We start from the raw sequence: 12,257 nt of genomic DNA, 5'->3' as shown, positions 1-12,257 counted from the left end.
ACGCTCAGCCGAATCCCCAGGGGACGTACCAAATGGATATGGCGTTTGTGGAACGCCGGCCCTATCAGCGCGTTCCGAACGAACCCGGCCCGAAACCGGATCGTAACTTTGTTGAAGCTATAACATCGGAAAACCAACCGAGATGTCGCCCGTGAAAGCCGTTATCCTGTCCGTATTCATGCTCTCCGGCATCCTGATGTGGGGCGCGGGCATCTATGCCGCCGACGCGGCAGGCGATCACATCGCCGTCGACGGCTACGGCGTCACCATGGCGACGCGCTAGAGTTTCTGCAGCCACACGGAACCGTCTGGCCTCGCGCAAATCTGGCCGAGAAAATCAGGCTGGAGCAACGTTCGTCAGAACGTTGCCTACGCTAGGCTTGAGCCACCAGAAACCGCTTTTCCGTTCCGTCGACCACCAGTGCGGTCAGCCGCCCGCTGTCGAACGCGGCCGTGTCGACGTTGACACGGTTCCCCATCACCTGCGGCTCGTGATGCGGCGTGTGGCCATGCACCACGACCTTCTCGAACAGGCCGGGATGGTTGAGGAACTCGCCCCGAATCCAGATCAGGTCGTGCGGGCTCTGCGCGTCGAGCGCAACGCCGGGTCGCACGCCGGCGTGACAGAAGAAGAAATCGCCGAACGAGATCGAGCGCGGCAGATCGCGGATAAAAAGCGGATGAGCGTCGGGCATCGCAGCAAGCAGCCGCCGGTGGCTGTCGGCGCGGGCCTGCGGCGTCTGCACATCCAGCACCACACCGTATGAGGCGGCGGTGTCGAAGCCGCCATAGCGCACGAACAACTCCGAATCGGCGGGGAGGCGAGAAAGTCCAGCATGCCTTCGTCGTGGTTGCCCATCAGCGCGACGATACGTTTGTCGCGCGCGGTTGCCTCCACCAGAAAGTCCAGCACCTGCGCGGATTGTGGCCCGCGGTCGGCATAATCGCCGAGGTGGATGATGCGCCAATCCGAAGGCCGGTCGCGCTCGAGTTCGTCGGCGATCAGCGCGTGCATGCGCGTCAGCAGGTCAAAGCGGCCATTGGCGTAGAGCCTCATGCCGTCAGGCGCAGCCGCATCCAGGAAATGTACGCCTTCGTTCACGATGCGCCTCCCGCGCCGATCGGCGGCGTGTCGTTCATCCCTGCCAGCACCTCGGCCACGTGTCGAACTTCCACCGCCGATCCGTCGCGCTTGAGGCGCCCTGCCAGCCCCATCAGGCAACCGAGATCGCCGGCGAGCAGCATGCCCGCGCCGGCGGCACGGATGCTGGCAGCCTTTGCGCCGCAGCCTTGCCCGCGAGGCTGACACAGCCTGCGGCGCCAAGTCCGCAGCAGGTGGCAGCACCCTCCATCTCCCGGAGCGCCAGCCCCTCTACCGAGGCGAGCAGCCGGCGCGGCTGCGGCGCAAGCCCGCCGCCGCACGCGTCCTGATAGGTCACGCTGCCATGAAGCCGCGCATCCACGCGCGAAACGCCCCTGACGTCGACCAGAAAGGCGACCAGCTCGTGCACCTTGGCACAGAACGCTTGCGCGCGTTTCGTCCACGCCTCATCGCCAGCAAAGTAATCCGCATGATAGGCCATCAACGTCTCGGCACAGCTTGCCGAAGGCGCCACCACATAGTCGAAATCCTCGAAGGCGCGGATGGTTGCTTCGGCAGCCGCACGGGCGTCGGCTGCATCGGCAACGCCGCGCGATGGCCGTCCGCAGCAGCTCTGCGCTGCCGGCACCTCGACGATGCAGCCGGCATCCTCGAGCAGCTTCACCGCCGCGAAACCCACGCTCGGTCGAAACAGATCGACAAGACACGTAACGAACAGGCCGACGCGCGGCGGTTTTGAACTGGTTTGCCGCAAAATTGGTCCCGTACGCACACTATTTGCCTGTCGCGATTGCGGATTTTCCACTACCCGCGGCGCTTGAGCTGGTTATAAGGACTGTGCTTCGCTGGCGGAAGGCCCCGCCGCGATGAAGGAGGAAGCGATGTCCGGCCTTGCCATGCCAGGCCCTCGATACGGCCACGCTTGCGCGGCGCGACGAGATCGTTGCCGATATGCGCATCATCGTGCCCGGCGAGGGTGTGGTCGACACCGAAAACGCGATGCGTCCGTTTGAGACGGATGCGCTGACGGCCTACCGGCAGCTTCCGCTGGTGGTGGTGCTGCCGCAGACGACGGCGCAGGTGGCGCGCATCCTCAAATATTGCTCCGACCGCAATATCCGTGTCGTGCCGCGCGGCTCGGGCACCTCGCTGTCGGGCGGTGCCTTGCCGCTGGGCGATGCGGTGCTGCTGGTGATGAGCCGCTTCAACCGCATCCTCGACATCGACTACGCCAACCGCACCGTCACGGCGCAGCCGGGCGTCACCAATCTCGGCATCACCAACGCCGTCCAGCACGAAGGTTTCTATTACGCGCCGGACCCGTCCTCGCAGATCGCCTGCTCGATCGGCGGCAATGTCGCGGAAAATTCCGGCGGCGTGCACTGCCTGAAATACGGGCTCACGGCCAACAACGTGATCGGCGTCGAGATGGTGCTGATGAATGGCGAGGTGGTGCGCCTGGGCGGCAAGCATCTCGACGCGGAGGGCTACGACCTGCTCGGCATCATGACCGGTTCGGAGGGGCTGCTGGGCGTAGTGACAGAGGTTACCGTGCGCATCCTGAAGAAGCCGGAGACGGCCCGCGCCGTGCTGCTCGGCTTCCCGTCCAGTGAACAGGCGGGCCAGTGCGTCGCCGACATCATCGGCGCAGGCATCATCCCCGGCGGCATGGAGATGATGGATCGCCCGGCGATCAAGGCGGCGGAGGACTTCGTCCAGGTCGGTTATCCGCTCGACGTGGAAGCGCTGCTGATCGTGGAACTCGACGGACCGGGCGCCGAGGTCGACCACCTGATTGCCGAAGTCGAGGCGATCGCCGGCCGCAATGGCTCGACCACCTGCCGTATATCCACCTCCGAAGAGGAGCGCATGGCGTTCTGGGCCGGCCGCAAGGCAGCCTTTCCCTGCGGTCGGCCGCATCTCCCCCGATTATCTGTGCATGGACGGCACGATCCCGCGCAAGGAACTGCCGAAGGTGCTGGCGGGCATGCGCGAGCTTTCGGAAAAATACCGGCTGCGGGTCGCCAACGTCTTCCATGCTGGTGATGGAAACCTCCATCCGCTCATTCTCTACGATGCCAACAAGGACGACGAGCTTGAGCGCGCCGAGGCGTTCGGTGCCGACATATTGCGCCTGTGCGTCAAGGTCGGCGGCGTGCTGACGGGCGAACACGGCGTCGGGGTCGAAAAGCGCGACCTGATGCCGGAGATGTTCTCCGAGGATGACCTCAATCAGCAGATCAGGGTCAAATGCGCCTTCGACCCGAACCACCTGCTCAACCCCGGCAAGGTGTTCCCGCAACTCCACCGCTGTGCCGAACTCGGCCGCATGCACGTCCATCGCGGACAGGTGGCGTTCCCGGACATTCCGAGGTTTTGAGATAGGCCCACGGCCCGGCCAGATTGACAAACAGGCATGACCACCTTCACCCCCGATACAGCCGACGAAACGCTCGAGGCCATTCGCTGGGCCGTCTCCGAGGAGACGCCGCTTGAAGTGCTGGGGCAGGGCTCCAAGCGCGGGATCGGCCGCCCGGCGCAGACCGAACATGCGGTGGACCTGTCACGGCTGACCGGCGTGACGCTCTACGAACCAGAGGAACTGGTGCTGTCCGCACGTGCCGGCACGTCGCTGGCCGAATTGCAGGCGCTTCTGGCGCAGCATCGACAGGAATTTGCATTCGAACCGATGGACTATGGACCGTTGCTCGGCGTCGACCCGGGCCGGGGCACCATCGGCGGTGTGCTCGCGGCCAATCTTGCCGGCCCGCGCCGCCTCAAGGCAGGCGCGGCGCGTGATCATATCCTCGGCGTCCATGCCGTTTCGGGGCGCGGGGAGGCGTTCAAGTCGGGCGGGCGGGTGGTCAAGAACGTCACCGGCTACGACCTTTCCAAGGCGATGGCCGGCTCGTGGGGCACGCTGGCAGTGGTGACCGACGTGACCTTCAAGGTGTTGCCCGCGGCAGAGACCGAAGCGACGCTTGTGCTGCGCGGGCTGACCGAGGAACAGGCCGCCGATGCGATGGCGATCGCCATGGGATCGAGCGGCGAGGTTGCCGGTGCGTCCCACCTGCCCGAAAGCGTGACCGGCCGCGTGCTCGATGGAGCATTGGCGGGCCAGGGCTCCACCCTTTTGCGCCTCGAAGGGTTCGGCCCCTCGGTCGCCTACCGTTTCGAGCGGCTTGCTGCTCTTCTTTCAGGCCATGGAACGCACGAGCGGCTGGAGGAAGAACAGTCGCGCCGCGTCTGGCGCGAGATCCGCGACTGCCTTCCCTTCGCCGACGGCACCCAGCGCCCGGTCTGGCGCGTCTCGATGGCACCGTCGGACGGCCATCGCATGGTCATGGCGTTGCGCATGGGTGCCGCGGTCGATGCCTTTTATGATTGGCAGGGCGGCCTCGTCTGGCTGCGCATGGAGGGCGATCCCGAGGCCGATGCGCTGCGGCACCTGATCGCCCGCCATGGCGGCGGCCACGCGACGCTGGTCCGTGCCGCGCCGTCTGTCCGTGCCGCCGTGCCGGTCTTCCAGCCACAGCCGCCGGCGCTTGCCGCGCTTTCGCAGCGCCTGAAGGATCAGTTCGATCCGAAAGGCATCCTCAATCCCGGACGGTTGAATGCCTAACCGGTCCATGACAGCTTCGATCCGTTCTCACAGGGAGATCACGCAATGTCCGATCCGAACATGAACCCGGTGCCGCGCAGCACGGATGGCTGGCTCGACCCGGGCCCGAAGAACGTGCAGGTGATCTATATCTGCTACATCGTCGGTTTCGTGATCGGCATCACCACGCTGGTGGGTATCGTTCTCGCCTACCTCAACCGCGGCAAGTCGCCCGCCTGGGTCGAAACCCATTACACCTGGGCAATCCGCACCTTCTGGATCGGTCTTCTGTTCGGCTTCATTTCGCTGCTGCTGCTGTTCGTCGCCATCGGGTTCCTGACGGCGCTTGCGACTGCGGTCTGGGCAATCGTGCGCATCGTGATCGGGCTACAGGCCATCGGCCGCAGCGAGCCGATCAAGAACCCGCAAAGCTGGCTGATCTAGTTCGAATGCAGACCAACTTTTCCCTCGCCCAGCTTGCCGACGCGCATGTCGCCGAATCGGAGCAGATTCTGCGCAAATGCGTGCATTGCGGGTTCTGCACGGCGACATGCCCCACCTATGTGACGCTCGGCAACGAGCTGGATAGCCCGCGCGGGCGCATCTACCTAATCAAGGACATGCTGGAAAACGGCAGGGCCGCGGACGAGGAGATCGTCACCCACATTGACCGCTGCCTCTCGTGCCTCTCCTGCATGACGACCTGCCCGTCGGGCGTGCACTACATGCACCTCGTCGATCACGCTCGTGCGCATATCGAGCAGACCTACCGCAGGCCGTTCCTCGACCGCACGATCCGCGCGGTGCTGGCGGCGGTCCTGCCCTATCCGGCGCGTTTCCGGTTCGCGCTCGGGCTCGCGCGTTTTGGCCGGCCGTTCGCGGGGCTGTTCGACAAGGTCCGGCCGCTGAAGCCGCTTGCGGCCATGCTGAGGCTGGCGCCTTCTTCCGTGCCGGCAAAGCAGGACGCGGTGTCGACCGCCCCAGCACAGGGCGTCCAACGACGCGGCCGCGTCGCCATCCTTGCCGGCTGCGCGCAGTCGGTGCTGGACCCAGGCATCAACGCGTCGACCGCGCGGCTGCTCGCGCGCTTCGGCGTCGAGGTTGTCGTGCCAGTGGGGGAGGGTTGCTGCGGTGCTCTGGTCCATCACATGGGCCGCGAGGATGACGCGCTGGCTGCGGCAAGGCGCAATGTCGACGCCTGGACGCGTGAGATCGAAGCCGGCGGGCTGGATGCCATCATCATTACCGCGTCGGGCTGCGGCACCACGATCAAGGATTACGGTTTCATGCTCCGCCTCGATTCGGCCTATGCGGAAAAGGCCGCCCGTGTGTCGGCGTTGGCGAAGGACATCACGGAGTATCTCGCGACCCTCGATCTCCCGGAACCCGACACACGTCCGGGCCTGACCGTGGCCTATCACTCCGCCTGCTCGATGCAGCACGGCCAGAAAATCCTGCGCCAGCCGAAGGACCTGCTGGCGCGCGCGGGCTTCCACGTCAGGGAGCCGGCAGAAGGGCATCTGTGCTGCGGCTCTGCCGGCACCTACAATATCCTGCAGCCCGAAATCTCGCGCACGCTGCGCGATCGCAAGGTCAGGAACATCGAGGCGACCGGCGCGGTGGCGGTCGCCACAGGCAATATCGGCTGCATGACGCAGATCGCCTCCGGCTCCGAGCTGCCGGTGATCCATACCGTCCAGCTTCTCGACTGGGCCTGGGGCGGACCGAAGCCGGCCATGCTGCCGGATGCAATAGCGCCTTCGCCCGAGGTGGCTGCCTGAACCGTCAGCCAGCCAGGCGCCGCCGCCACAGCACGAACGGGATCGATACCACATACATGGTGATGCCGTAGACGCCCGATGGCAGGCTGAACGGCGGCAGCGCCGAGGCCTGCTCGACGATCAGCGAGCCGACGGTGATGCCCAGTGTGGCGTTCTGGATGCCGGTCTCGATGGAGATCGCCGTTGCTTCATCGCGGCTGAGCGAGAACAGGCGGGCAAGGCCCAGTCCGAGGGCCAGCAGCAGCACGTTGAGAATCACCACGACCGGGCCGAGCGCGTAGAGGTTCTCGACGAGCAGCCGCCAGTTGGTCGCGACGGCGCCTACAACCACGATGACGAACAACGCCAGCGCGATCTTCTCCACAGCGCCTTCGATCGTTTGTGCGAAGCCGCTCGCGAACCCGCGCAGCAGCATGCCGAGGATCACCGGCACCGCGGTGATGAGGAACATCGAAAGCCCGAGCGCCGTCACGTCGACTGCCGGCGCGTCGAGGCCCATGAAGCGGTCCGCGAAAAACGCAACCAGAAACGGCACCGTCGCCACCGCCACGAGACTTATGATGCCTGTCAGCGAGATCGAAAGTGCGAGGTCGCCCTTGCCGTATTTCGTCAGGACGTTGGAGGTTACGCCGCCGGGGCACAGCGACAGGATCATGATGCCGACCGCTAGCTCCGGCGGCAGGTTAAAGATTACCGCCAGCGCATAAGCGACGATCGGGATGAGGATCAGTTGCGAGGCCGCACCGATGGCAAAGGCCTTCGGCTGCAGCAATACGCGCCGAAAGTCAGCCAGGGTCAGGCCGAGACCCAGCGAGAACATGATGATTGCCAGCGCAAGCGGCAGGAATACTGTCAGAAGCATGTTTATTGGTCCCCCGAACGGCTGCCCTCCCGCAGCCTCGCCAATCCTTAGCGAAAGCCGCTACGTCAGACAAATGCGGCGAACCTAAACAAGGGGCGGCCCGACCAATGCCGGACCGCCCCTTTTTAGCGACAGCGGAGCTGACTGCCGCTTGTCGGCGCCGCCCGTCCCCTGGGCGTACCGCCATCCCCTGCTCCGGAATTGACGCGCAGAAACTAGATCACGACCACCTTGGCTCCGACGGGCACGCGGTCATAGAGGTCGATGACGTCCTCGTTGCGCATGCGGATGCAACCTGATGACACCGCCCGGCCGATGGTCGAGGGCTGGTTCGTCCCGTGGATACGGTAAAGTGTGGACCCCAGATAGAGCGCACGCGCGCCGAGTGGATTGGCCGGGCCGCCCTTCATATGCGCGGGCAGTATGCGCCCCTTCTTCTTCTCACGGGCGATCATCTCCGCCGGCGGACGCCAGTCGGGCCATTCCGCCTTGCGCGTCACCTTGTGCGAGCCAGCCCACTCGAAGCCCGGCTTGCCGGTGCCGACGCCGTAACGGCGCGCCTGGCCGCCCGGTTCGACGAGGTAGAGCAGGTTCTGCGTGGTATCGATGACGATGGTGCCGGGTGCGTGAGGGCCGTCATAGGCGACGGTCTGCGGCAGGAATTTCGGATCGATCTGCGCACCCGCGTCACGTGTGGCGCTGGGTAGCGCCGCCGTCTGCATCTGGTCGGGTGCGGGCGCGATTGCCACACGCGCCCGTTCACGGACGATCGGCTGCGGCGCAACGCGGACCTGCACGCCGGGCAGGCCATGGCGAACCGGCTCGCGACGCTGGTAGCCGGCGGGCGCGCGTTGCAACTGCAACACCCAGGGCGCAGAAAGATCGGGGCTGACGACGACCGGCGGCCGTTCGCGGTAGCGCTCCTGCGCAATGGCCTGCGACGTCAGTCCAGTCAGGGCGGCGGCGACCGCCAGCGAAAGAAAATGTCTCATCGAACCTACTCGCAACATCTCGTCGTGAGAAATGCCGCAAACCGGGTGGCAGGCGGCTGTTTCATGGCTGATTGTCAGGAGAGGCAACGCAAAAAGTGTGAACGGACTTCCGTAAAATGCCGCCTTTTGCGTAAACCTTCAGGTGTGGTTACCGCGTCGTTGAGCGGCATGGTAAAAGCGAACTTAAGGAACCTTTCGAAGATGGATGGATCGAACGGCCTGGTGACGGGCGAAGACGGCGTGGTGCGCTGCGCGTGGCACGGCAACCTGCCGGACTATCAGCGTTACCACGACGAGGAATGGGGGCGGCCCGTGGTGGATGACATCCGGCTGTTCGAAAAACTCTGCCTCGAAGGGTTCCAGTCCGGCCTGTCGTGGCTGACGATCCTGCGCAAGCGCGAGAACTTCCGTACGGCGTTCGATGGATTCGACTTCCGCAAGCTGGCCGTCGCGGATGAGACCGCCGAGATCGAACGGCATCTGCAGGACCCCGGCATCGTCCGCCATCGTGGCAAGATCGCCTCGGTCTACAACAACGCGCGCCGGGCGGTTCACCTGTCAACGGAACGCGGCTCGTTGTCCGCATTCTTCTGGTCGTTCGAGCCCACACCGACCCAGCGTCCCGCGGTGATCGACATCGCAGCCGTGCGCGCCATGCCGAAGACGGAGACTTCGACCAACATCTCGAAGGAGCTGAAGAAGCGCGGCTGGTCCTTCGTCGGCCCGACCACGGTCTACGCCTTCATGCAGGCGATGGGCATGGTCAACGACCACATCGAAGGCTGCATCTGTCGTGCCGAAGTCGAGCAGGCAAGGTCTGCATTCAAGCGGCCGCTCTAGGCTGTTCCTGCACGATGCGGCCTGGCAGGCATGCGAGCCGTATTAATCTGGTCATCGATGGGCGGCAGTTTGGCACTAGTGACAGGCTAGGCCGCTTCGGCTAATTCCGGGCGCCCGGCAGAGGCCGGCAATAATGACAGCGGACGGAGTGCAATGGCCGAACTGATAGAGACACTGGATGAACTCGCGGAAGGCTACGCGGCGATCTTTTGCGACGTCTGGGGTGTCGTTCACAACGGCATTCGTCCCTTCCAGAATGCAGTGGATGCGCTCAGGCGCGCGCGTCAGAAGGGCAAAGCGGTCGTGCTGCTGACCAATTCGCCGCGCCCGAGCAAGGGCGTGGTCGAGCAACTGGGTGCGATCGGCGTTGCCGAGGATTGCTGGGACAGTATCGTCACCTCGGGCGACGTGACCCGCGACCTGATCAGCGATGGCCCGCGGCGCGTCTTCCACATCGGCGACGAGCGACAGCTTGCGATCTATGATGATCTAGATGTCGAGCTCGTCGAGGAATTCGAGGCGCAGACGGTTGTCTGCACGGGCTTTCTCGACGATGAAACGGAGGGGCCGGAGGACTACGCCGAACTGCTGCAGCGCCTGCGCGCCCGCAACCTGCCATTCATCTGCGCCAATCCGGATATCGTGGTCGAACGCGGCGACAGGCTGATATGGTGCGCCGGCGCGCTCGCCCGCGACTATGCCCAGCTTGGGGGCGCACCGAGATTGCCGGCAAGCCGCACCGGCCGATCTACGAAGCCGCGCTGGCTTCTGCTGCCGACGTTCTTCGCCGTGACGTGGAACGTAGCGAGGTATTGGCGATCGGAGATGGCATGCTCACGGATGTCAAAGGCGCGGCGAGCAACGGTTTCGACGTGCTCTACGTCTCCGGCGGCATCCATGCCGCCGAGTATGGTAGCGAGCTTGCACCGGATCGCGAGCGCCTGACGGCCTTTCTCGACAAGCACGGCTACCGCCCAGTCGCCGTCATCCCGCGTCTCCGGTAGTCGTCCATGAGCCGCCAGCCGATCGAGCGCATTGCCGGCTCTTCAACCCTTCCCGCTTCGTGCCGGGGAGGCGTGGTCGCCATCGGCAATTTCGACGGTGTGCATCGCGGCCACCAGACCGTGCTCGCCCGCGCACTGGCCGAGGCCGAGCGGCGCGGCGTGCCCGCGCTGGCGCTGACCTTCGAGCCGCATCCGCGCGCCGTCTTCCGACCGGACGTGCCGCTCTATCGTATCACGCCCGCGCCCGTTCGCGCCCGGTTGCTTCAGGTGCTGGGTTTCAGGGCCGTGATCGAGCAGCCGTTTGACCGGCAGTTCTCGTCGCTCAGCGCCGATGCGTTCGTGAGCGACGTGCTGGTCGACGGGCTCGGGATCAGCCATGTCGTTACCGGCTTCGATTTCCATTTCGGCAAGAACCGGCAGGGCGGGCCTGCCTTCCTGATGGAAGCCGGCGAGCGGCTCGGCTTCGGCGTCAGCCTCATCGACGCCTTCCGGGATGAGGGCGCTCAAGTTGTCTCGTCGAGCCGCATCCGCGAACTGCTTTCGGCCGGCGAGGTTGCGGAAGCAGCGGGGCTGCTCGGCTACCGATACACCGTTGAGGCGGAGGTCTCGCACGGGAAAAAGCTGGGCCGCCAGCTCGGCTTTCCGACCGCGAATATGCAGTTGCCCGTTTCCACCGGCCTCAGGCATGGCATCTATGCGGTGCGCTTGCACCGCGCCGATGGTTCGCTTCATGACGGCGTGGCAAGCTTCGGCCGCCGGCCGACCGTCACCGAGGACGGCGCGCCGCTGCTCGAGACATTCGTGTTCGACTTCTCCGGCGATCTCTACGGTGAGGTCTGCAGCGTCTCGTTCTTCGGTTTCCTGCGCGGTGAGGAGAAGTTCGACGGGCTGGAGCCGCTCATCGCGCAGATGAAGCGCGACGAGGACGAAGCGCGCGCGCTGCTCTCTGCTGTGCAGCCTTTGTCCGAACTGGATCGCACGATTGCGTTTTAATCGTCCGGCGGGTGGACGAATCTGGACCCTTAATGCAAAATTTACCGAACGCTTGCAGTGCTGAATGCAAGAGTATCGCGTAGGTGAGTGGTATGAACCGCCAAAAATATCTGGGTATCGCGCTGACAGCGCTCGCTACACTTGGCCTGGCCGCGCCTGCAGCCGCCGAGGGATGGTTCTCAGGAGACTGGTATCTGAAGCTTGGAGGCACCGCGCTTTATTCACCGAAATTCGACGGTGCTTCGGGTCGTTCGCTCGCCTTCCAGCCGATCGTTTCGCTGGGCAAGCACGGTCGCTCGTCGCGCTTTTCCTCGCGCAATGACAACATCTCGCTGGCGCTGGTCGATACCGGTCTGATCCGCGCGGGCGCTGCCGGCAAGCTGGTTTTCCGCCGCGATGGAGACACCGATGCGCGCCTGATCGGCCTGTCGCCGGTGCGCTTCGGCGGGGAGCTAGGCGGTTTTGCCGAGATCTATCCTACTGACAACATGCGCATGCGTGCCGAGCTGCGCCATGGCATCCGTTCGCATGACGGCGTAGTGGCCGACCTGTCGGCCGACTTCTTCGTCAACGTTACCGATACGATCCAGATTTCGGCCGGTCCGCGTGCCCGCTGGGCATCGGCGGACTATTTCGATGCCTACTACGGCGTCGATGCAGCCGAGTCGGCGGCAACCGGCCTGTCCGAATATGCGCCGGGCAGCGGCTTCGCCTCTGCTGGCGTCGGCGGCGCGGTCAACTGGAAGGCGACGGACAGGCTCGACACCAGCCTCTTCGCCGAATACGCGCGGCTGACGGGGCCGGCGGCGGATTCGAGCCTGGTTCGCGAGGGCGGCTCCCGCGACCAGTTCACGCTCGGCGCCAGCGCGACGTGGCGCTTCGACTTTTCGATCCGCTAGCCGACACGTGCATTCGCCTCTTTATTCCGCGTCTCCGCTCGGCTAAAAGCGCGGACCATGAGACAGCGCGCGCTTCCCATCGCGATCACGATACGAATTATTGGCCCGGCTTTCCGGGCGGCCTGAGCGGCTGCCGGAAGGTCCGGGTATTTCGCGCGCCGCCCGCCCGCGCGCCTTTCGCCT

Annotated in this window: 12 protein-coding genes and 3 pseudogenes; 9 read left to right on the top strand and 6 right to left on the bottom strand. The window is 65.0% G+C overall.

The window, feature by feature from the left end; translation table 11 throughout:
* The first annotated feature begins 142 nt into the window (after positions 1-142).
* Complete coding sequence (locus HK436_RS01770) at positions 143-283, top strand: hypothetical protein (protein ID WP_173186863.1); 141 nt, start codon at positions 143-145, stop codon at positions 281-283.
* A gap of 91 nt (positions 284-374) precedes the next feature.
* On the opposite strand, the gene HK436_RS32790 is transcribed toward HK436_RS01770, so the two are convergent.
* From HK436_RS32790 to HK436_RS01760, 4 genes and pseudogenes are all read right to left on the bottom strand, one after another.
* Positions 375-797 (bottom strand): hypothetical protein, encoded by a 423-nt coding sequence (locus HK436_RS32790; RefSeq protein ID WP_312860583.1) that lies wholly within the window; start codon positions 795-797, stop codon positions 375-377.
* A gap of 101 nt (positions 798-898) precedes the next feature.
* Positions 899-1,015: pseudogene (locus tag HK436_RS32785) on the bottom strand (serine/threonine protein phosphatase); the annotation flags it as partial.
* A gap of 83 nt (positions 1,016-1,098) precedes the next feature.
* Entirely contained in the window at positions 1,099-1,245 is a 147-nt protein-coding gene (locus tag HK436_RS32780; protein WP_312860458.1) for a hypothetical protein, read from the bottom strand.
* On the bottom strand, positions 1,215-1,781 hold the full coding sequence (locus HK436_RS01760; protein ID WP_312860457.1) for a heterodisulfide reductase-related iron-sulfur binding cluster: 567 nt from the start codon (positions 1,779-1,781) through the stop codon (positions 1,215-1,217). The genes HK436_RS32780 and HK436_RS01760 overlap by 31 nt, the downstream gene beginning before the upstream one ends.
* Before the next feature lie 202 nt (positions 1,782-1,983).
* Here HK436_RS01760 and HK436_RS01755 point away from each other — a divergent pair.
* The 4 genes and pseudogenes from HK436_RS01755 to glcF all read left to right on the top strand — a co-directional run bounded on the left by HK436_RS01755 (position 1,984) and on the right by glcF (position 6,484).
* Positions 1,984-3,482: pseudogene (locus tag HK436_RS01755) on the top strand (FAD-linked oxidase C-terminal domain-containing protein).
* 36 nt (positions 3,483-3,518) lie between these two features.
* Positions 3,519-4,724, top strand: a complete 1,206-nt coding sequence (glcE, locus tag HK436_RS01750) for a glycolate oxidase subunit GlcE (RefSeq protein ID WP_173186861.1) — start codon at positions 3,519-3,521, stop codon at positions 4,722-4,724.
* Between the two features lie 45 nt (positions 4,725-4,769).
* The gene (locus HK436_RS01745; protein WP_173186859.1) at positions 4,770-5,147 is read left to right on the top strand and encodes a DUF4870 family protein; all 378 of its coding nucleotides are present in this window, start codon (positions 4,770-4,772) and stop codon (positions 5,145-5,147) included.
* Between the two features lie 5 nt (positions 5,148-5,152).
* The gene (gene glcF, locus HK436_RS01740; RefSeq protein WP_173186857.1) at positions 5,153-6,484 is read left to right on the top strand and encodes a glycolate oxidase subunit GlcF; all 1,332 of its coding nucleotides are present in this window, start codon (positions 5,153-5,155) and stop codon (positions 6,482-6,484) included.
* A gap of 4 nt (positions 6,485-6,488) precedes the next feature.
* On the opposite strand, the gene HK436_RS01735 is transcribed toward glcF, so the two are convergent.
* Together HK436_RS01735 and HK436_RS01730 are read right to left on the bottom strand one after the other, a co-directional pair.
* Positions 6,489-7,346 carry a bile acid:sodium symporter family protein gene (locus HK436_RS01735; RefSeq protein ID WP_194248434.1) on the bottom strand — a complete coding sequence of 286 codons (858 nt, stop codon included), beginning with the start codon at positions 7,344-7,346 and terminating at the stop codon, positions 6,489-6,491.
* 215 nt (positions 7,347-7,561) lie between these two features.
* The gene (locus HK436_RS01730; protein WP_173186855.1) at positions 7,562-8,338 is read right to left on the bottom strand and encodes a L,D-transpeptidase; all 777 of its coding nucleotides are present in this window, start codon (positions 8,336-8,338) and stop codon (positions 7,562-7,564) included.
* A gap of 168 nt (positions 8,339-8,506) precedes the next feature.
* On the opposite strand from HK436_RS01730, the gene HK436_RS01725 reads away from it, so the two are divergent.
* The 4 genes and pseudogenes from HK436_RS01725 to HK436_RS01710 all read left to right on the top strand — a co-directional run bounded on the left by HK436_RS01725 (position 8,507) and on the right by HK436_RS01710 (position 12,074).
* The gene (locus HK436_RS01725; RefSeq protein ID WP_173186853.1) at positions 8,507-9,178 is read left to right on the top strand and encodes a DNA-3-methyladenine glycosylase I; all 672 of its coding nucleotides are present in this window, start codon (positions 8,507-8,509) and stop codon (positions 9,176-9,178) included.
* Between the two features lie 153 nt (positions 9,179-9,331).
* Positions 9,332-10,182, top strand: a pseudogene (locus HK436_RS01720) (TIGR01459 family HAD-type hydrolase).
* A gap of 6 nt (positions 10,183-10,188) precedes the next feature.
* Positions 10,189-11,175, top strand: a complete 987-nt coding sequence (locus HK436_RS01715; protein ID WP_173186851.1) for a bifunctional riboflavin kinase/FAD synthetase — start codon at positions 10,189-10,191, stop codon at positions 11,173-11,175.
* A gap of 92 nt (positions 11,176-11,267) precedes the next feature.
* Entirely contained in the window at positions 11,268-12,074 is an 807-nt protein-coding gene (locus tag HK436_RS01710) for a MipA/OmpV family protein (protein ID WP_173186849.1), read from the top strand.
* Positions 12,075-12,257 lie beyond the last annotated feature (183 nt).

Source organism: Neoaquamicrobium sediminum (assembly GCF_013240295.1).
In the GTDB taxonomy this organism is placed as follows: domain Bacteria; phylum Pseudomonadota; class Alphaproteobacteria; order Rhizobiales; family Rhizobiaceae; genus Aerobium; species Aerobium sediminum.
The sequence above is the reverse complement of the archived record's forward strand: the minus strand, read 5'-3'. Positions and strand labels throughout refer to the sequence as shown.

Coding starts and splice junctions, on each gene's coding strand:
- HK436_RS01745 (WP_173186859.1), top strand. CDS start 4,770: ATGTCCGATCCGAACATGAACCCGGTGCCGCGCAGCACGGATGGCTGG.
- HK436_RS01770 (WP_173186863.1), top strand. CDS start 143: ATGTCGCCCGTGAAAGCCGTTATCCTGTCCGTATTCATGCTCTCCGGC.
- HK436_RS01730 (WP_173186855.1), bottom strand. CDS start 8,338: ATGAGACATTTTCTTTCGCTGGCGGTCGCCGCCGCCCTGACTGGACTG.
- HK436_RS01725 (WP_173186853.1), top strand. CDS start 8,507: ATGGTAAAAGCGAACTTAAGGAACCTTTCGAAGATGGATGGATCGAAC.
- glcE (WP_173186861.1), top strand. CDS start 3,519: ATGACCACCTTCACCCCCGATACAGCCGACGAAACGCTCGAGGCCATT.
- HK436_RS01735 (WP_194248434.1), bottom strand. CDS start 7,346: ATGCTTCTGACAGTATTCCTGCCGCTTGCGCTGGCAATCATCATGTTC.
- HK436_RS01715 (WP_173186851.1), top strand. CDS start 10,189: ATGAGCCGCCAGCCGATCGAGCGCATTGCCGGCTCTTCAACCCTTCCC.
- HK436_RS01710 (WP_173186849.1), top strand. CDS start 11,268: ATGAACCGCCAAAAATATCTGGGTATCGCGCTGACAGCGCTCGCTACA.
- HK436_RS32780 (WP_312860458.1), bottom strand. CDS start 1,245: ATGCTGCTCGCCGGCGATCTCGGTTGCCTGATGGGGCTGGCAGGGCGC.
- glcF (WP_173186857.1), top strand. CDS start 5,153: ATGCAGACCAACTTTTCCCTCGCCCAGCTTGCCGACGCGCATGTCGCC.